Source organism: Candidatus Vicinibacter proximus (genome assembly GCA_016713905.1).
Taxonomy (GTDB): Bacteria; Bacteroidota; Bacteroidia; order Chitinophagales; family Saprospiraceae; genus Vicinibacter; species Vicinibacter proximus.
The window spans coordinates 1,412,448-1,432,926 of the sequence record JADJOE010000003.1 but is presented as its reverse complement, the minus strand read 5'-3'; the positions used below and the strand labels follow the sequence as shown (position 1 = coordinate 1,432,926).

15 protein-coding genes and 1 tRNA gene are annotated in these 20,479 nt (G+C 37.7%); 8 read left to right on the top strand and 8 right to left on the bottom strand.

Going from position 1 to position 20,479, the window contains the following annotated elements; genetic code table 11:
• The first annotated feature begins 107 nt into the window (after nucleotides 1-107).
• Nucleotides 108-3,908: a gliding motility-associated C-terminal domain-containing protein gene (locus tag IPJ83_14295; protein MBK7881713.1), complete on the top strand. Its 3,801-nt coding sequence runs from the start codon at nucleotides 108-110 to the stop codon at nucleotides 3,906-3,908.
• 38 nt (nucleotides 3,909-3,946) lie between these two features.
• On the opposite strand, the gene IPJ83_14290 is transcribed toward IPJ83_14295, so the two are convergent.
• Nucleotides 3,947-5,152 carry a gliding motility-associated C-terminal domain-containing protein gene (locus tag IPJ83_14290; GenBank protein ID MBK7881712.1) on the bottom strand — a complete coding sequence of 402 codons (1,206 nt, stop codon included), beginning with the start codon at nucleotides 5,150-5,152 and terminating at the stop codon, nucleotides 3,947-3,949.
• A 96-nt stretch (nucleotides 5,153-5,248) separates the two neighbouring features.
• Here IPJ83_14290 and tatC point away from each other — a divergent pair, with 96 nt between their 5' ends.
• Nucleotides 5,249-6,100: a twin-arginine translocase subunit TatC gene (gene tatC / locus IPJ83_14285; GenBank protein ID MBK7881711.1), complete on the top strand. Its 852-nt coding sequence runs from the start codon at nucleotides 5,249-5,251 to the stop codon at nucleotides 6,098-6,100.
• A gap of 4 nt (nucleotides 6,101-6,104) precedes the next feature.
• Entirely contained in the window at nucleotides 6,105-6,557 is a 453-nt protein-coding gene (locus IPJ83_14280; protein MBK7881710.1) for a hypothetical protein, read from the top strand.
• Nucleotides 6,558-6,570: 13 nt separating this feature from the next.
• On the opposite strand, the gene IPJ83_14275 is transcribed toward IPJ83_14280, so the two are convergent.
• A complete protein-coding gene (locus IPJ83_14275; protein MBK7881709.1) occupies nucleotides 6,571-8,136 on the bottom strand; it encodes a PglZ domain-containing protein in 1,566 nt (521 codons plus the stop codon).
• A gap of 146 nt (nucleotides 8,137-8,282) precedes the next feature.
• Here IPJ83_14275 and IPJ83_14270 point away from each other — a divergent pair, with 146 nt between their 5' ends.
• On the top strand, nucleotides 8,283-9,473 hold the full coding sequence (locus IPJ83_14270) for an HD domain-containing protein (protein MBK7881708.1): 1,191 nt from the start codon (nucleotides 8,283-8,285) through the stop codon (nucleotides 9,471-9,473).
• A gap of 183 nt (nucleotides 9,474-9,656) precedes the next feature.
• The gene (locus IPJ83_14265) at nucleotides 9,657-10,943 is read left to right on the top strand and encodes a serine hydroxymethyltransferase (GenBank protein ID MBK7881707.1); all 1,287 of its coding nucleotides are present in this window, start codon (nucleotides 9,657-9,659) and stop codon (nucleotides 10,941-10,943) included.
• Here the strand turns inward: IPJ83_14265 and truA are convergent.
• The 6 genes from truA to IPJ83_14235 form a co-directional block, all read right to left on the bottom strand.
• A complete protein-coding gene (gene truA / locus IPJ83_14260; GenBank protein ID MBK7881706.1) occupies nucleotides 10,920-11,693 on the bottom strand; it encodes a tRNA pseudouridine(38-40) synthase TruA in 774 nt (257 codons plus the stop codon). The two genes, IPJ83_14265 and truA, sit on opposite strands and share 24 nt — an antisense overlap.
• A gap of 82 nt (nucleotides 11,694-11,775) precedes the next feature.
• The gene (locus tag IPJ83_14255) at nucleotides 11,776-12,141 is read right to left on the bottom strand and encodes a DoxX family protein (GenBank protein ID MBK7881705.1); all 366 of its coding nucleotides are present in this window, start codon (nucleotides 12,139-12,141) and stop codon (nucleotides 11,776-11,778) included.
• Nucleotides 12,142-12,319: 178 nt separating this feature from the next.
• Nucleotides 12,320-13,558 carry an ATP-dependent Clp protease ATP-binding subunit ClpX gene (gene clpX / locus IPJ83_14250; GenBank protein MBK7881704.1) on the bottom strand — a complete coding sequence of 413 codons (1,239 nt, stop codon included), beginning with the start codon at nucleotides 13,556-13,558 and terminating at the stop codon, nucleotides 12,320-12,322.
• A gap of 1 nt (nucleotide 13,559) precedes the next feature.
• Nucleotides 13,560-14,249, bottom strand: coding sequence for an ATP-dependent Clp protease proteolytic subunit (locus IPJ83_14245; protein MBK7881703.1), 690 nt, complete (start codon nucleotides 14,247-14,249; stop codon nucleotides 13,560-13,562).
• Between the two features lie 44 nt (nucleotides 14,250-14,293).
• Nucleotides 14,294-15,715 carry a hypothetical protein gene (locus IPJ83_14240; GenBank protein MBK7881702.1) on the bottom strand — a complete coding sequence of 474 codons (1,422 nt, stop codon included), beginning with the start codon at nucleotides 15,713-15,715 and terminating at the stop codon, nucleotides 14,294-14,296.
• Nucleotides 15,716-15,793: 78 nt separating this feature from the next.
• Nucleotides 15,794-15,875, bottom strand: a tRNA-Leu gene (locus IPJ83_14235).
• A 231-nt stretch (nucleotides 15,876-16,106) separates the two neighbouring features.
• Here IPJ83_14235 and IPJ83_14230 point away from each other — a divergent pair.
• From IPJ83_14230 to IPJ83_14220, 3 genes are all read left to right on the top strand, one after another.
• Nucleotides 16,107-18,344, top strand: coding sequence for a bifunctional (p)ppGpp synthetase/guanosine-3',5'-bis(diphosphate) 3'-pyrophosphohydrolase (locus IPJ83_14230; protein MBK7881701.1), 2,238 nt, complete (start codon nucleotides 16,107-16,109; stop codon nucleotides 18,342-18,344).
• 93 nt (nucleotides 18,345-18,437) lie between these two features.
• Nucleotides 18,438-18,989, top strand: coding sequence for an acyltransferase (locus IPJ83_14225; protein ID MBK7881700.1), 552 nt, complete (start codon nucleotides 18,438-18,440; stop codon nucleotides 18,987-18,989).
• Nucleotides 18,990-19,381: 392 nt separating this feature from the next.
• Nucleotides 19,382-20,479, top strand: a complete 1,098-nt coding sequence (locus IPJ83_14220; protein MBK7881699.1) for a hypothetical protein — start codon at nucleotides 19,382-19,384, stop codon at nucleotides 20,477-20,479.

The window sequence follows — 20,479 nt, the reverse complement described above, 5'->3', positions numbered from 1 at the left end:
TAGCAACTTGCAGAATATTCATGCTCTTAATGCGTTGTTAAGGTAACCTTTCCCTATTCACCTCAAGTTTAGTTGTTATATCTTTGCCAAATTGAATTCGTAAAACGATGCGTCTTAACCGTTTATATCTATACCCTTCGATTATTTTGATACTGAATGTCACCTTATTGTGGTTCGGGTCAGGTACTTTAAATGCCCAGCAAGACAGTTGTGTTTTAGTGGATATGGTAACCAAAAATGGGGACAAGGGAGCTGAAGTTTGCATAGAAGTCAGGTTATTTAATTTTAAGGACATTAGTGCTTTTCAGTTTTCTGTAAATTACGATCCAAAAGTAGTTGTCCCATCCAGTATTCGAAATTTAAACCCTACCTTAGTGGGTTTCGGACAAACAAACGCTCGAATCGATACAGCAAAGGCGGCTATCATTTGTTTATGGGATGACCCAAACGCTCAAGGACAAACTTTGCCGGATGGTTCTGTTTTGTTTGAAATTTGCTTCAAATTAATAGGCGCTCCCGGAGCTTGTTCCCCGGTTTTTCTTTCCAACAGACCCACATCCATTGAATTCCTTAAAAAAATTGGGGTAGATGACGTAGTGTATTGCGTAGCAGATAAAGATCCTTCCGATCAGATAAAAATTCAAATTCCCACCGGACTTTGTGTGATTCATAATGCTTGTGGAACATTGAATAATACTGGGTCTATTACTTTAAAGGCATGGGGAGGTCAAGCTCCGTATACCATTACCTCTACCAATGCGCCCAATGGCAATGGCGTTTTAGCAATGGGAGGGGATTGTTTAATTGTAAACAATTTGCCACCGGGGACTTATGATTTTAATGTTAAAGATGCTTCAGGTAAAGACACAAATCTCGTTGTTCGGGTTTTGGCAGCTCCATCCATTACCATAAGAAACGACATCACCTATACTCGCGAACCCAGTTGTTATAATAAAAATGATGGAAGGATAGGCTTGATCCTTGGCGGTGGGGTTGGGAATTTATTTGTAGGCATCCAGCCCATTAATTCGTATGGAAAAACCAGAGAAACAGGCTTGTACGCAGGTAAATATACAATTACAGTCACAGACAGTTTTGGCTGTACCGCAACATTGGATACATTCTTAAGGGCAGACACCCTTTTTGCCAATATTGCAATAGACAAAGAGTCTACATGTGCTGGAAGTTGTGATGGACAGGTTACAGTAACTGCAAGAGGAGGGACCCCTTTTCTTGGTGGAAGGTATAACTATATTTGGCCGTCAAACCCGGCTGCAAATTGTTTGCCGGGTGTCAGTTGTTCCAACAATATGGTTTGCGATTCACAAATTGTAATTGTACAGGACAGGCATAAATACATTCTAAATACCTATGGTTGCTCCGATACCATAAAGTTTGCTGTAGCCAGTTCTGGTGAATTATCCGATTCATCAATTATCGATAGTGTTCGGTGTTTTGGCGAAGCAAATGGCAGAATTACTGTTTTCGCCAAGTCTAAAGGAAAATTAAATTTACCCCTGACTTTTACTTTGATCAATAGTGGAGGGAATATGATACCTGGAGGCATAACAGTACTAAATCAATATACAAGTCCCGGGCTTGCTGCAGGTACTTATTATCTTAATATTACCGACAGTCTGGGCTGTATGCTAAATGATACTTTGTTTGTTCACCAGCCTGATGTATTAGAAATTATAGAAAATGCTTTGGATACTACAGAATCATGTAGCCCTGGAATGGACGCTCTAATAGACCTTCGGGGTTTTGGAGGTACAATGTCTTACCGTTTTTTATGGGATTTCCAGGGATCCAGTTCTCCCAGACTTACTGGTATAAGTGCAGGTACATATTCTGTTACCCTCACAGATGCTAAGGGATGCAGGGTATCGAAGGTTTATACCGTAACCAAGCCAACAGGACCCACCGTTACAGGATTCAACAATGTGAATGTCATATGCCCTGGGGACTCTTCCGGTTGTGTTGAAGTCCTTTTTACAGCAGGTTCTGCAGCTGTAAATTCATTTCAATGGAATGTGCCAGGAAGCGCAGCAAGAATCTGTATGCTTCCAGCAGGAAATTATAATGTAACCATTACTGACCAGAATGGCTGTAGTGATACTGCATCCACGAGAATTAATCTATCCGGAAACCCAATAACCATTGATTCTGTTGTTCTTCAAAATCCTTCATGTCCAAATAAGGCAGATGGCCTTATTATTGTTTTTGCTAGAGGAGGCTCTGGTTTGTTGCAATACAGTTGGAATATCGGCGGAAATTCACAGGTAAATACCAACCTTAAAGCTGGTCAATATATTGTTACTATTGATGATATTGGTGGCTGTCCTCCTCTAACGGATACCTTTACTCTGGTTGATCCCCCACGTCCTCAGATCCAAATTTCTGGGCTTGTCAGTCCTAATTGTTCGGGATCTGCTTCTTGCGACGGACAAGCCATTGTCACTGTGACAACCATGGATACATTGGTCACGGTAAACTGGTCCAGCGGTGAACAAACGTTGTACAATTCAAATCAGAGGATTTTCAGAGACACGGCAATTGCATTATGTTCAGGGCAGCAATTTGCGATAATTTCCATCAATAATCTTTGTTCAGATACAATTTACTTCAATGTGCCGGCTGCAGTCCCAATCAGTATAGATTCAACTAAACTGGTGTTAAGTCCTCCAAGTTGCTATGGTCTAAGCGATGGCAGAATTACCGTTGCAGCAAAAGGTGGAATGGGACCGTATACCTTCAGATGGTTGAATAGTGGAACCACAGGTCCGGTATTGGCGGGAATAAGGGATGGCTATTATTATGTGAACATCACAGATAACAAGGGGTGTATACATCTGGATTCAATAAGGCTGAGAGAACCGGATTCTATAAAAGTACAAGTAATTCAGGGATCAACACTTGATGTAAGCTGTGCAGGTTTAAACGATGGCCGAATTACAACTGTGTGGAGCGGTGGAGCTAAAGGAAAAGGAACCTTTGTTTGGAGTCCCAATGTTGGTCAGGACTCAGTGCTTACCGGTCTTTCTGCCGGAACTTACAACCTTACCGTTATAGACGCGAATAACTGTACAGGAACAGTATCCTATACCATTCTTGAACCTTCTCCAATTGTGGCTAATTTTATGCCCATCGATACTCCTTTTTGTGCAGATGACCAGCAGCTTTTTACGGTGTTGTCCGCCACAGGTGGTGCAGGACCTCAATACAGGTTCACCATTCAGAATGGCGCGCCTAATCAAATTGGCGAATTGGTTCCATTGTTTTCAGGAGTTTATTCCATTTCTGTGTACGATAAGAATGGATGTAAAATAGATACGACGATTGTCATTCCTAATCCTTATAATAATTTATCAGTTGAATTTGGACAAGATTTCGATACCATTCAGCTTGGAGATAGTCTGAGACTTATCGGTAAAATAAATTCTCAAGCCCGCATTGACTCTGTCATTTGGACACCGAGAAATTTCGTGAGCACTCCTGACTCTGAAGTAAGTTTTGTTACTCCAAATGCAAATACCATGTTTACATTGGTAGTGGTCGATGAAAATGGCTGTACGGCAAGTGATAAGATCACTGTAATTGTTGAAAATAACCGAAAGCTGTTTGTGCCAAATGCAATTAGTCCTAATAATGATGGGGTGAATGATTATTTTGATATTACCGCCGGCCCGGATGTAGATAAAATTGAATTCGTTGATATTTTCGACCGTTGGGGTGCCAATCTTTATCATCTTGAGAATCCTAATATCAGTGGCGGAATTGTAAGCACCTGGGATGGAACATTTAAGTCAAAGCCAATGAATCCAGGAGTCTATGTTTATTCTGTCGGAGTCCTATTTAAGGACGGTTATAAGTTGGTTTACCGGGGAGACATTACCATAGTTAGGTAATCCATTATGAGTTAACTTGATTTTTCTTAAGCTACGATTTACTTAAGTAAAAATAAGGCTCCTTTGGACTGGTATTTTTCCCCTTTGCATTGATAGGAAATACGGTAATAATAGCTACCGGGATTTAATGGTTTATTTTTATAGGTGCCATCCCATTTTACTTCAGGGTCCTCTGTGTGAAAGATAATGGAACCATTACGATCCAAAATATCAAAAGTGAAAAGTTTTTCAATGAGGTAATAATTGCTGATTCCAAATCCCTCATTTAAACCATCCTGATTTGGCGTAAATGCACTTGGAAACCTGATTTCTGCACATTGCAATTTTTCTTTATCAACCACTCGCACCAGCACGTTATCGGTAATACTGCACCCGGAAATATCAAATCTTGCCTGGTATCTTGTTTCAACCACAGGAGAAGCCAATGGGCCGGGAATACTAGGGTTGTCAAGTGAAACTGTGGGCATCCAATTGATATTGCCCGGACAGTTACTCTCCGAACGAAGTAAAAATTGATCTCCTAAAAATATCAAAGTATCTTCTGTGAGAATTTTTTGTTGAGGCTTGTACATAGAAATTACAGCAGGGCCATTGAACCCATAATTAGCTAGAATAATGTTATCCATTTTACCTGAGGCACTAACCAGATTGGAAGGAACGCATGCAGATCCATTAATAGTGAGTGGATATTTGTTTTCCAGATTGATAAGGTTTGGTGCTATTTCTCGATCTTTTTCTACGCCATTTACAAATACCCTGAAATCAATTCCATTTTTACTGAGACATATTGTTTGCCAACAACTACCCGGGTCGGCTTTTGCTTCTAGAAATATATTTTCATCGATACCTTCCCTTACATTAAATTGGAAAACCGAATCTTTAGCCCGATAACTTATGCGTAGGTTAGTATCTGCATTGCATTGTGCTGCCTTACTGAAAAGGTCCATTTCCCCGCTGAAAATCCCTGGAAGAAACGAAAAGCAAAGAGAATAATCATTTCTGAAAAATGAATCCAATGTCACAGGCAATTCAATTTTCTGTCCATTGAGGATCACCGCCTCATCTTCTATTCCACAATCACAATTCAGCGCAACGGAATTCTTTAAATCTCCCGCATTGCTTTGATTTGCGGTTAATCCACAATTTTTAAAAGCATATTTAACCAATACCTGTTGTGCTTTGGGTTTGAATGGTATAAGTAACAACCCGATAAATAGGGAGAAAACTCCTGCATACTTTCTCATAAGGCCAAAGTTAAGTCAAATATTATTATCTTTTGGTCTGGCCCTTTCATTAAAAACTCACTTATCTTTGCAAATGGTTATAAAACAGCTTTCAGCATGTTAAGTAAAATATTGTCGAGACCTAAGAATCCTGAAGAGGAGCAGGCTGAAATGAGTTTTTTAGATCATTTTGATGCTTTGAGAAAGCATTTGTTCAGAGCGTCTTTTTATGTAATCACTGCAACCGTCCTGATCTTTTTCCAAAAGAAATTTATTTTTGATACCATCATTCTTGGTCCAACAAGGTCAGATTTTCCTACTTTCAGATTTTTTTGCTGGCTATCAGAATGGACTTGTTTTAAAGTTATTCCGCCACAAATATTCACAAGGGAATTATCAGAGCAACTTACAGTCCATTTAATGGTTAGTTTTTTTTTAGGTTTGATTATTGCTTTCCCCTTACTCGTTAGAGAGATTTGGCTTTTTGTAAAGCCCGGTTTATACGAAAAAGAGCGGAGAGCTACCAGAGGAGTTGTTGAAGTTTGTTCTCTGCTTTTTCTCACTGGAGTCATATTCGGATATTTTATTATTGCTCCGTTTTCCATAAGCTTTTTATCCTCTTATCAGGTAAGTGAGTCCATTCAGGCATCGGCAACTTTGAGTTCAATCGTAGACTCTATGATTATGTTTACCATGTCGACGGGTTTGGTTTTTGAACTTCCTATGGGCGTCTATTTTTTAGCAAAGCTGGGCATCATGGGACCCGAATTTATGAGAACATATCGCAGACATGCCATTGTAGTAATTTCTATTGTTGCAGCTATAATTACACCACCGGATGTAACTTCCATGGTTTTGGTTGGTCTTCCACTCTGTTTGTTATACGAAGTCAGTATCATTGTAGCCAAAAGGGTTTATCCAAAAGAAACTGAAGTCACCAATTACTCTGACAATTCTTCTTTTAAATGATGCTATGAACAGGATATCTTCAAATGCCACTTTGTTTTTTGTTATTTTTTTACCGACATTTTGGTTGGTTTTTTTTGGAAGTCTTGGTCTGGGGCTGATGATGAGTTCTGCAGAAGATATTAGTTTTACCTCAGCCTCTTTACTCAAGATTACCTACTTGGTATTTTTTATTGGCTTTGGTTTAATTATTTATTTTACTTTATTACGCCTTAAGCGAATAGAAATGGATGCCAATTTTCTATACGTAACAAATTATTTAAAAACAATTAAAGTTCCATTGCACGCAGTAAGTGAACTACATGTAAAATCACTCTTTTTCAGATCAGTGGGAAGAATTACATTTAATTATAGATCTTCCTTTGGCAGGAAAGTTTATTTTTTATGTAACACAGAACACTTCGATTTTTTGAAAGCACAAATTGAAAAGCTAAGTTTTAAAAGTACTGTGCACGATTAATTATATCCTGAATTTATACAGTTACTTTACTTTTTAATCTGATAATTGGACAGATCATCTCTTCCATTGAAATGCCCCCATGTTGAAAAGTATTTTTGTAATAATTCAAGAAGTGGCCATAATTGTTTGGGTAGAGGAAATAGCCCCTGTCCTTCGCAAAAATAAAAGTAGAAGATAAATTTGGTCTTGGAAGACCAACCAGTTGAGGTTCCCTGATTTCCAATACTTCTTTTTTATCGTAACTTAAATTCTTGCCAACTTTATACCGTAGGTTCGATGTGGTTTCCTTATCTGCAATTACGCGAATAGGATCTTGAACTCTAATGGTGCCATGATCGGTTGTAATGATTAGTTGTACCGGTAGTTCAGCAATTTTTTGTAATGCAGCCCAAAGTGGCGAATGAAGGAACCAACTTTTAGTTAAGGAACGGTAGGCAATTTCATCAGACGCAAGTTCTTTCAAAACTTCCATTTCTGTCCTTGCATGGGAAAGCATATCTATGAAATTATATACGATAACCGTAAGATCATTATTCAACATATTGATGGATTGATCCAGTAATTGTTTGGCTTTTGTGGTGTTGGTTATTTTAATGTATTCATGCTTTAAATCCCGTTTGATCATTCTTTTAATTTGCGAATTCATGAGGTCGGGTTCTTTAAGATTTTTACCTCCCTCATCATTATCGTTCAGCCACCAATCAGGATATAATTTTTCGATTTCAGATGGCAACATCCCTGCAAAAATTGAGTTTCTGCTGTACTGAGTCGTTGTCGGTAAAATACTGTAGAAATAATCTTCTTCTTCAATTCTGAATTTTTCAGAAATTATGGGTTCTATAATTTTCCACTGATCATATCTTAAATTATCCAACAAAATGAAAAAAGTTGGCAGCTTGTCATTCAAATGCTGAAAAACTTTGTTCAACATCAAATTGTGTGACATAGTGGGAGCGTCAGCATCTCTTTTAAACCAGGAGGTATAGGTATTCAGAATAAATTTTGAGAATTCTACATTTGCCTCCTTCTTTTGTTGGTTCATGATGTCTTGAATATGTGGATCATTGGATTGGTCCAATTTTAATTCCCAATGGATCAATTTTTTATATAGGTCCACCCAACTGGCATAATTCTGTTTTTCAGAAATCTCCATAAATAATTGGCGAAAAGCAATCTGATAATCAAGACTGTTTTTTTCGGAAACCAAGCGCTTATTGTCTATTAATTTTTTTATAGTCAGAAGCAATTGATTTGGATTTACAGGTTTGATTAAATAATCTGCAATTTGGCTACCAATAGCCTCCTCCATAATATTTTCTGCTTCGTTCTTTGTAACCATAACCACAGGCATCAAATATCCTTTCGATTTTATTTGTGTCAGGGTCTCAAGACCGGAAATCCCTGGCATCGACTCATCAAGAAAAATGATGTCGTAGTTTGGATCTTCTTTAAGATGTTCTAATGCATCAAATCCATTGGAGAGCGTTTTAATACTGTAACCTTTTTTCTCTAGAAAGAAAATCTGTGGTTTTAAATGCTCCATCTCATCGTCAGCCCATAAAATTTTAATCTTGTCCATGTTTTTTAATGTGGTGAATACTGGTTAATTAGAAGAAAAGAAGCAATGGCATTTGGTATAGTTCACGAATTTAGGCATCTTTGACTGGCAATGCCTGTGTTTGACGCATGCTGAATAAACATTACTCTAAATTATAAAAATAGCAATTGTCGTCCATTAAGATTTTCAACGATCCGGTTTATGGTTTTATTACAGTTCCAAGAGGTATTGTGCTTAATTTAATTGAGCATCCATATTTTCAAAGACTTCAAAGGATAAGGCAATTGGGCTTGTCGCACTATATTTATCCGGGTGCAGTCCATTCCAGATTCCATCATGCACTTGGAGCCTATCATCTGATGACCAGTACTTTGCATAATTTAAAATTAAAAGGCATTCCCATCAGTACGGAAGAATTTCAAGCGGCTCAAATTGCTATTCTTTTACACGATATCGGTCACGGTCCCTTTTCTCACGTACTGGAACATACCATTGTGTCTGTTCCCCATGAGGAAATGACTTTAAGAATGATGGAAGAACTTAATCTTGAGTTTGATGGCGCTTTGGATCTTGCCATTAAATTGTTTAAGAATGAGTATCCCAGACCTTTTTTACAACAATTAATCAGTAGTCAATTGGATATGGATCGATTGGATTATCTGAACCGGGATAGTTTTTTTACCGGAGTGGCAGAAGGGGTCATAGGTTATGATCGGTTGATACTGATGATGGATGTGGTAGACAATCAGTTGGTCATTGAGGAAAAAGCAATTTATTCCATTGAAAAATTCTTAACCTCAAGAAAGATCATGTATCTACAGGTATATATGCATAAAACTGCCTTGTCTGCTGAGAGCATGCTTATTTTATTTTTAGATTTAATTAGAAAATCAAAAAATAAACCAAACGTATCAGCCGCACTTAATTTTTTCTTACAAAATAATGAATTTGACAGCACTTTAGAAGGGCAAAAAATATTGATTGAAAACTATACCAATATTGATGATGTGGATATTTGGTTTCTTCTTAAATCCTGTTTGGATTCAGAAGATTCGGATATTAAAAATCTGGCAAAAGGACTGATTAACCGTCGTCTTTTTAAAATTCGAATACAGGATGCCCCATTAGAAGGTATTTTAGGCTCAAGTGGATTGGACATTCAAGAGCATTACCGGAATAGCTCCTCTTTATTTGAGGTCAGACAAGATTCTTTTGAATTCATCCCATACAATCAGCATGATGGTGAAATTTTAATCAAAACTAAAGAGGGAAATTTAGTTCCTTTTTCAAGTATTCCCAATATGCAACACCTTCAAACTCCAGTAAAAAAGTACTTTGTTACCATACCTCATTTTTAAATTAAACTAAATTCATTGGGCCGAAAACCCTTTTCATTTTCTGAGTTGCTTACTGGGTTGAATTGTGATTTAAGTTCTAACATATTATAAATTTTCATAATTTGTTGACATCCATAAATAATACCAACTTCTTTTAGAGACTGATTAAATATAATCTTTTACTTTTGGTTGAACAATTTAATTATGGTACTTAGGGATAAACAGGTCGAGTCGTTGCTTTACAAAGAGCTCCACAGACAAAGAAATGGCATAGAGTTAATCGCATCTGAGAATTTTGCAAGCCTGCAGGTAGTCCAATCCATGGGATCCTGGCTTACCAATAAGTATGCTGAAGGATACCCTGGTAAACGGTATTATGGAGGCTGTGAGGTGGTAGATGAAGTAGAAGACTTGGCCAGAACAAGATTGTGTCAGTTGTTTGGAGCGGAATATGCTAACGTTCAGCCACATTCAGGTGCACAAGCAAATGCTGCTGTGCAAATTGCCTTGTTAAATCCGGGAGATACCATTATGGGACTCAACCTTGCGCATGGCGGGCATCTTACCCATGGATCACCCGTGAATATGAGCGGTAAATACTATAAAGTAGTAAGTTATGGGGTGGAGGAAGAGACCGGGAGAGTGAATATGGATACTGTAAGGGAAACAGCTCTGGCGAATAAACCTAAACTGATTATTTGTGGGGCTTCGGCCTATTCCAGAGACTGGGATTATAAATCTTTCCGGGCAATCGCGGATGAAGTTGGAGCCATCCTAATGGCTGATGTTGCCCATCCGGCAGGACTAATTGCCAGTAAATTACTCAATGACCCCATTCCCCATTGTCATATTGTAACTTCAACCACACATAAAACTTTGCGTGGTCCAAGAGGGGGGATCATTATGGTTGGAAAGGACGTTCCAAACCTGATTGGTAAAACGGATAAAAAAGGCAAGCTGTTGCCGTTTTCCACCATATTGAATAGTGGGGTATTCCCAGGCACTCAAGGTGGCCCCCTGGAACATATCATTGCTGCTAAAGCGATTGCTTTTGGAGAAGCTCTTGAACCTGATTTCAAGGCTTATTCACAGCAGGTCATCCGCAATGCGCAGGCATTTGCGAAAACATTTGTGGATCTGGGGTATCAGATTGTATCGGGTGGTACGGACAATCATTTATTTCTTTTGGATCTAAGAAACAAAGGAGTAACCGGAAAGGAAGCAGAAGAATTGTTAATACATGCGGCCATTACCACCAATAAAAATATGATTCCATTCGATCCTCAGCCACCGATGACCACTTCAGGGATAAGGTTGGGAACTCCTGCCATGACATCAAGAGGATTTAAAGAACATGATTTCATTCAGGTCGCACATTGGATGAATGAAATACTTTCTAATAAATCTAACCCGGGCTTTATTGAAAAGCTAAAAGTGGAAATCAATAAATTTGTGACAAATTTTCCCTTATACCCCGATATCAATCCATGAAGAAGTAACTTCTTCAGGATATCCGACCTCCTCTAAAGTCAGACCTTGTGCCGGTACACTCCAGCTCTTGTCTATTTGCTTTTTGGCTTGTATCTGAGACAGTATGGTTTCACGATTGATTTTCTCTAAAGAATAATTCATACAACAACCTACAATCAGTCGTACCATACCCCGTACAAATCTGTTTGCTGCAATGTGATATTCATAAACTCCTGGCTCAGGATTGAGCCATTTGGATTCAATTATTTTACATTCAAAATGATTCAAACCTGAATTTGATTTGGTAAAAGATGAAAAATCATGCGTCTGTAAAATAAGTCTTGCTATTTCATCCAGTCTGTTAAATTGAATCCGACTTTCGTTTAAAAAATGATAGCAATAATTTCTTAAAAATGGATTTTTTCGGGTTTGCAGTCGATAAATATACTTCCTCTTATTTGCATCAAATCTTGAGTGAAAATCTGCCCCGGCCTGAAACATTCTGTTGACCGAAATATCCCAGGGTAATATAGAATTTAAATGATATAAATTTATTTTTTCCAGCGCGGAATCTTCTAAATCCAAGTGCACATAAAATTGCTTTGCATGTACTCCGGTATCTGTCCTTCCACAGCCTATTATATTCATGCTCGTGCCGGTGAGAATACTTAATTTTTCTTCCAATACTTGTTGTACCGTTCCACCTCCGGTTTGCTTTTGCCAACCCAGAAATGATGTCCCATCATAAGAAATTTCTAATCCGATTCTCAAATTATTTTTTGCAAGATTAATCAATAATAAAATAAAAAGGAGCAGAAAAATCCGCTCCTTTTAAAATTAATTGATTTTAGTTTTAACCGATAATTGAGTTATCTCTAGCAACTGAATGCGCATACATAAGCGCCGCCCCAGCAAGAGACAGATCCTTCAAAAACATGGAGGTCGCAGGTTGCTCCTGGTTGGTAAAGCCACTGAAATGAAGTAGAAATACAAATAAAAAAAGCATTACCGAAAGTAATACTGCGGCTAGTTTGTCGTATTTTCCAAGAAATACGCTGACGGCAAACAGGATCAAACATGTTCCGGTAATGTAAATGATAATTTTCCCTCCGAATGGGGCCATACCCGCCATGGCATCAGCACCTAGAAAATGAAAGACCCCAAAAACGAGCATGGGGATGGCAAATAAATATTTGCCTAGTCCGGTAATTGCTTGCATAATTTTGATTTTTAAATGTTTGAAGAAATAAGTTTATGCAATATATGATGAAATCAAAATATATACAATCTTTAAAATATTAATTTTAAATAAAGTTTTATATATATAATAAAAATATAATATATAAATCTTTGAAAAATTATACTTCAAGATATAATTGAAAACTGATAAATGGAAACTAAGCTGATTTTTTGTTTATAGAATGGCTCAATTGGGTATTTACAAAATTACTATTGATTACAAGCTTTTGTGCTTCTCCTTCACTTGGAAGTTCAAACATTGCATCGCGTAAAATGGATTCGCAAATTGTCCTTAGACCTCTAGCACCTAATTTATGTTCTATCGCATAATCTGCTATCAGTTCCAGAGCATCTTGGGTAAATTCCAACTCTATTTGGTCTAAAGCCATTAATCTGCTGTATTGTTTCAGCAAAGCATTTTTAGGTTTGGTTAATATCTCTATAAACGCAGCCTTGTCCAATTCTTCCAGATATGCCAGCACTGGCAAACGCCCAAGAAGCTCAGGGATGATACCGAATTTTTTCAAATCCTGGTGGGTAACATGGCTTATAAGATGATCTTTAATGTTTTCATTATCCGCCGTCTGTTGATATCCAATGACATTGGTATTTAACCTTCGTGAAATAATGCGGTCTAAGCCGTCAAATGCGCCACCACATATAAACAGAATATTTCTGGTGTTGACTTTTAGGAATTGTTGTTCTGGATGTTTTCTGCCACCGGCTGGGGGAACATTTACATCTGCTCCCTCCAGGATTTTGAGCATGGCTTGCTGAACGCCTTCCCCGGAAACATCTCGGGTAATGGATGCATTTTCTCCTTTCCGTGCAATCTTATCCATCTCATCAATATAAATGATCCCACGTTCAGCGGTTTCTATATCATAATTGCAAGACTGAAGTAATCTGCTAAGCATACCTTCCACATCCTCACCAACATACCCTGCTTCTGTAAAGGAAGTTGCATCAACAATGGCAAATGGTACATCCAAAAGTTTTGCAAGGCTTTTTGCCATTAAAGTTTTTCCTGACCCTGTTGGTCCAACAAAAAGCACATTCGATTTTTCTATTTCAACATCATCCTGACCGGTTATGCTTAATCTCTTATAATGGTTATATACGGCTACAGACAGGATCTTCTTTGCTGCTTCCTGACCAATAACATATTGATCTAAAAAAGATTTAATTCGTTTTGGATTAAAATTTTTAGGAAGAGAAAATTTCTTTTTCTTACCCTTGGACGGGGAACCCAATTCTTCTTCAATGATCTTATTCGCCTGCATGGCGCAAGATTCACAGATTGCTACTTCATCTCCCTGAACCAGAACCAAAACTTCTTTGCGCGCTCTTCCACAAAATGAACAGCTTTCTTCCTGTTCTTTAACCGATTTAGCCATTTTATTTAGTTTTAGTTCTTACTAAAACTTCATCCACAATTCCATATGCTTTTGCTTCCTCAGCAGACATCCAATTGTCACGATCACAATCACTTTCAATTTGATCCGGAGTTTGACCTGTATGGTGTGCCATAATATCATACAGCTCTTTCTTCATGGATTTTATAAGGTTATAAGAAATTTCCATATCGGTGAACTGTCCCTGCATGCCACCGGATGGCTGATGAATCATAACTCTGCTGTGTTTTAGGCAAGTCCTTTTTCCCTTCGTTCCGGCGCACAAGAGAACAGCACCCATGGATGCTGCCAATCCTGTGCAAATTGTGGCAACATCGGGATTTACATATTGCATGGTATCATAAATGCCTAATCCATCAATTACTGAACCGCCTGGGCTGTTCAGGTACATCTGTATATCCCTCCGCGCATCCACAGAATCCAAAAACAGAAGTTGAGCCTGTATAACATTAGCTACATAATCATTTACAGGTACACCCATAAAGATTATACGGTCCATCATCAGTCTGGAAAATACATCCATTCCAACAATATTCATGGACCTTTCTTCAATTACAGTAGGTGTAAATCCTGTAATGTTAGGGACGCTGGTTTGCATATATTTTTCCAGGTGCATGGAAGACATTCCCATGTGTTTGGTTGCAAATTTTTGAAATTCATCTTTAGGAAACATAGTTTATATCTGTTTATTATTTTGAAAAAAAGATCCCAACAATTTTAATGATCATGATGCTCATGTTCATGATGATGCTCATGATGTTCATGATTGTGTTCGTTCAGTTTTTTTACCAACGTTCGGAAATCCTCAAGGCTAATTTCTTTTTCAGCAATCGTCGCATGATCTCTGAGCCACTGAAAAGTTTTGTCATTTAATGCATTGGTATAAAACTCATTTGCCTTTTCTTTATCCTTTAAAGTGTTTGCTGCAATGTCCTTCCATTGATCATCAGAGAAATTAAGACCCGGATAAGAAGACTTGAATTGATTGATTACTGCCTCAACTAAATCCTCATAGTGAATCTGAATTTGCTGATTTTGAATCACATTATTACGAATCATCTGCCAGCTTAGTCCTTCTTTAAAATGTATCAAATCATGATCAAACTGACTTTTAGATTTTTTTGACCATTCTTCAAAGCTAAGTGTCAACCATTTTTTTAAGAAGTCATCCGGGAACTGTAAATTTAATTCTGAATTTAAATTTTTAATTAATTCAATTTCCAAAATTTTATCACACTCTTTTTCATAATAAGCAGATAGATTTTTTCTTAGTTCTGCACGCAAATCATCCTCGGATTGAATAGTGTGATTAGGCCCAAAGGCTTTGGTGTATAGATCTGGTCCTAATTCTGCAGCTTGCTTTCTGGATATCTTACTGATCTTACCTTCAAACATATCCTCAAACGCCTTTTCATCGTCATCTGTCAGTTTTAAAAAATACTTTCTTATGGTTTTTTCATCCAGATTTTTTTCGACGGTTCTGATGTTGAACCTTAAAAGTTCGTCAACATTTTTACCGGTCAGTTCCTCAAGTACCTCATCGGTTAATGTATCGTCCACCATCAACGAAAAACTAGAATGAATGCCATCTTGTTTGGCAGTGCCATCAAGGAGTTCCGCTACCTCTAATTCAATTAAATCGCCTCTTTCTATGGGGCCTTTAATTTCACTTAGAGACCCATATTGATTTTTCAAATGATTGAGTTCGTCCTCAACAACTGTATCTTCAAGAATTATTTTGTTCTTACTTAACTGAATCTTCGCCAGAGCATCTTCAACATTTGCGACTGGTGCAATGCCAACTTCAAAGAAGAACTCATGATTTGTGACTGATCCGTCAGCCGGACTGCTGAGTTCAGGTAGTGGGAGCAAATCACCAAGAAAATTGGTGTCGTTCTCCTTCTGATATTTTTCGATCAGCTCATTTACCATTTTATTTAATACTTCTGCCTCAATACCTGGCCCATATAGCTTTTTAACTACGCTTTCCGGTACCGCACCATGGCGAAAACCCTTAATATGGGCAGTCTTTCGTATTTTTTTTAATTCTTCCTGTACCTTAGGAAAGTAATCTCCCTGCTCTATGGAGATGTGCAACTGCCCATGCTGAGGGGCTAAAGTCTTCAGACTAACATTCATGAAGTAATAATTAGTAAACTAAATAAAGGATTGACCACTAAAATTGTTCTAAGAAAAAGAACAATAGATTGAAGAAAGTGCGGATGGAGGGGGTCGAACCCACACACCTTTCGGCACTAGATCCTAAGTCTAGCGTGTCTGCCAGTTTCACCACATCCGCAAAACGGTGCAAATTTACTTGGATTTTTGAAAAAACCCAAGAATACTCTTTTAATATTTAAAGATTATTATTTGGCCATCTTTTAGCGATATAAATTACTGTATAGTATTATAAATTAATATTATAAATATATAAATTATTGTAATGTAAAAATTTATTTGAGCTTTTTAATGGAAAAAGGCGACTTTAATTGTTAATCAAGGAGAAATTATTAGATTTGCTTTCAACGATATGCTATCTACAGATTCTACATCCATTGCACCTTACGCCTGGCCCGAAGAAGACCAGTTACTCATAAAAGCTGCTTACCGTAGACTTTTGCGTGCCATCAGGAATGCAAATATAACTGTTGAGGAAAAACAAGAAATACGCCGAGCATTTGAGCTGGCTTTTGCCGCCCATGGGGACCAAAGACGAAAATCCGGAGAACCATATATTACCCATCCCCTTGAAGTAGCAAGAATTTGCTTTGAGGAATTAGGTCTGGGTTATAAGTCAATTATTGCTGCCTTACTCCATGATGTTGTGGAAGATACGCCCGTAACACTCCAACAGGTCAATGAAATGTTTGGCCCAAAAATATCCAGGATTGTAGATGGACTCACCAAACTGGATGGATTGTACAATGTGGAATCCCCACAAGCTGAAAATTTTAAAAAAGTATTAAGCACTCTGGTGGATGACGTTAGGGTGATTTTGATCAAAATGGCAGATAGGTTGCACAATCTCCGTACCATTGATGGAATGCCTAAACACAAGCAGTTAAAGATTGCCGCAGAAACTTCTTACATCTATGCACCATTGGCGCATAGATTAGGCTTGTACAATGTTAAATCTGAATTTCAGGACATCTGCGTTAAGATTACAGAACCAGATTTATATCGTGACATATCTTCAAAACTTAAAGACACCCACAAAGAGCGAAATAAGTTCATCAATGAATTTATTAAACCGCTTAAAATGAAGCTTGACCAGTTGGATATGCCGTATAAAATTTATGGCAGACCAAAATCCATATCTTCCATTGCCAACAAAATCAAAACCAAGAAAGTCAATTTTGAAGAGATATTTGACTTGTTCGCGGTACGTATTGTGGTGGATTGTCCAAAAGAAAAAGAAAAATCAATTTGTTGGCAGATTTATTCCATCGTTACGGATGTGCATAAACCTATTCCGGAACGTCTAAGAGATTGGATTACTACACCAAAGTCCAATGGTTATGAGTCTTTGCACACTACTGTGATAGGTCCGGGTGGAAAATACGTGGAAATCCAAATCCGTAGTGCCCGTATGGACGACATAGCAGAAAAAGGATATGCATCACATTGGAAATACAAAGGAGTTGCGGATATCCATGGTATTTATGATCATTGGTTTAATACGATTAAAGATATGTTGGAAACTCCACACAATGATGCAATGGAGTTTCTGCATGATTTTAAAGCCAATCTATATGGCGAAGAGGTTTATATCTACACGCCAAACGGAGATATGAAAGTGCTGCCAAAAGGTGCCACTGCGCTGGATTTTGCCTTTAGTATCCACAGTGATTTGGGGGTAAAAGCCAGTGCTTGTAAGATCAACAATAAACTTGTCCCGCTTGGTTATGTTTTGAGCAGTGGAGATCAGGTTACTGTAATCACCAATTCCAAACAAAAGCCCACCGAAGATTGGTTAAAAATAGTTACAACTGGAAAAGCGAAGTCAAGAATCAGATCTGCTTTAAAAGAGGAACAAAAAATTCTGGGCGAATATGGAAAGGAAATCTTAGATAGAAAATTTAAAAATCTGAAAATATCTCTGGAAGACAATATTGAAATCCTACTGAAAACTTTTAACTTTAAAAACAAACTCGAACTTTTTGCAGCAGTTGCCACCCAGCAATTGGAGTGGTCTTCCATGATAAAAAATTTTACCATCGAAGGATCAAAACTATGCTTGATAAAACCTGTCGATAAAGATCCTGTGCGTGAAGAAAAGGAAGAGATCGTAGAAAAGCATCACTTTGAACCGGGGCGTTTACTCATCAATAACGAGCCTGCAGATCATTATCAATACACGCTTGCCCACTGTTGTAATCCGGTACAAGGAGATGATATTTTTGCTTATGTCACCGCCAACAGCGGAATGAAAATCCATCGCATCAATTGCCCAAATGCGGAAAATCTAATGGTAAACTATGGTTACCGAATTCTTAAAGCTGAGTGGACTTCCATATCGGGTTCACGATATACAGTTGACTTGAATATTACTGGCATTGATGATGGTCCGGGTGTGATTGAAAGATTGACACACAATATTTCAAGTATTCTGGGGGTCAATATAAAATCCTTTAGCATCGTTGGTCATGAAGGTACTTTTGAAGGAAAAGTAGGACTTATTGTATCCAACAAAGATCAGATCAACCAGATTATTCAATCGCTCAGTCAACTGCCTGGCATTTCAAATGTGTCGAGAGTAATACATTAGAATGTAAGCTAGATCAAAAAAGAAGATAAAGCTTGCCGAAATAAATATGAATACTAGTATGAACCAATGTTGAAGAATTTGTTTAAATTTCTGGTGTCAAATTTATACATATTAAAAATTCGATTTTTCGCAATTTTTCTTGGTGTGGAATATGTGGTTAGAAAATTAGAATCCTGTCACAAATATTTTGTTCCCATACTTTTGATGAACTATGGCGCTAAACTAGGGAAGAAAATTCATTTTAAGGGTTACTACAGAATGGACAATGTTACGGGAGATGAATCTGCAACCAACGATTTTTCAAAGCTTTCAATTGGAGATCGATGTGTAATTGGTAAAGGTGTTTTCTTTGATTTAGTAGATAAAATTTACCTGGAAAAGGAGGTAGGCATTGGCGCACACTCTATGTTGATGACGCATATGGATCTTGGTCAAATGCCCATGTCGGCATTGTATCCCAGGAAAACAGGACCCATTGTCATACGGGAAGGAACCTTTCTGGGTGCGCATGTACTCGTGTTGCATGGAGTAGAATTAGGGCGATGTTGCATAGTTGCCGCAGGTTCTGTTGTAACCCAAAGTTTTCCTGATTACAGTCTGATTGCGGGAGTTCCTGCAAGATTGATCCGAACAATAGAACATTGAACGAACACCAGTGGGTTTGGTCAGGTGGATAAAATTTGATTTTGTTCAAATAAAATTAAGCTAAAATGTAGTCCAAATAATCAGTGTTTTAATTGTATGTATTTCATAAGGTGGTTAGTTTGAACTACTTTTATACATCTCAAAAAAATAAACTAGGAAACTGTTGGACTTTTTAAATTCGCTAGAACCCCTAACTAAATATTTCACCATTGCATTATGCTGAATTCAATTTCTTTTTGAATTTTTCTTATAGGTCGTGATGCAAAAATATTAGTTTATAAATTGGGCTGAATCAGGATTTTTTCAAAGCTGAATCAAGCAAAATTTAAAACTAAAAATTGATTTTATTTACGAGTTTCTGAACAATTGTAACATATCTAAGTTTATGTTGCATGATTGGTGCTAGATTTACTCAATTCACTCCGGAAGAAGACAAGAGGACTGTCTTTGAGAAGCTCCTGGATTTATTTCTGGAAATCATGGTATATACTTCCGGAGATGTGGAGGAGACTTTTGAATGGATGGAGCAGATTGATCAAGAGCATAAAATAACTACACCAGATTATACATTGGAGGATTTTAAAAGGGATTTGGAGAGGCAGGCTTTTGTTTTGCCTACGGCAGATGGGAAGGGAACAGAGTTGGGACCAAAATCAGAAAGATTGATCCGTCAAAAAGCACTGGATCAAATATTTGGAGTTTTAAAAAAGGATAAAAAAGGCGGACATAATTCCAAGCATGTTGGAAGTGGGGGAGAACTAACGGAGGACAGAAGGCCATACCAATTTGGAGATTCCATGCAATCCATTGATTTCAACACCAGTATACGAAATGCCCAAATTAGAAATGGGTTAGAAGATTTCAATCTGGAAGAAAATGATCTTGAAGTACATGAGCTTGAACACAAAAGCCAAATGGCAACAGTGCTCATGATTGACATTTCTCACTCCATGATCTTGTATGGTGAAGACCGCATCACACCGGCGAAAAAAGTAGCCATGGCATTAGCAGAGTTGATTACTACAAGATACCCTAAGGACAGTCTGGATGTAGTGGTGTTTGGAAATGATGCCTGGCAAATTCAAATTAAAGACTTGCCTTACCTGTCAGTCGGGCCTTATCACACCAATACTGTCGCCGGTCTCGAATTGGCTATGGAATTACTCAGGAAAAGAAAAACAAGAAACCGTCAGATATTTATGATAACGGATGGGAAACCAACATGTATCAAATTGAGTAATGGGAAATATTATCAGAACAGTGCAGGGCATGATCCTAAAATAATCAATAAAACAATTAATCTGGGGATACAATGTAAAAAATTGAACATTCCTGTGACAACGTTCATGATTGCACAGGACCCATACCTCCAGAAATTTGTCGAAGATTTTACAGAAGCCAATCAGGGGAAAGCCTTTTACTCTGGCTTGCAAGGATTGGGGCAATATATTTTTGCCGATTACCAGAACAGTAAAAAAAGAAAAAATTAA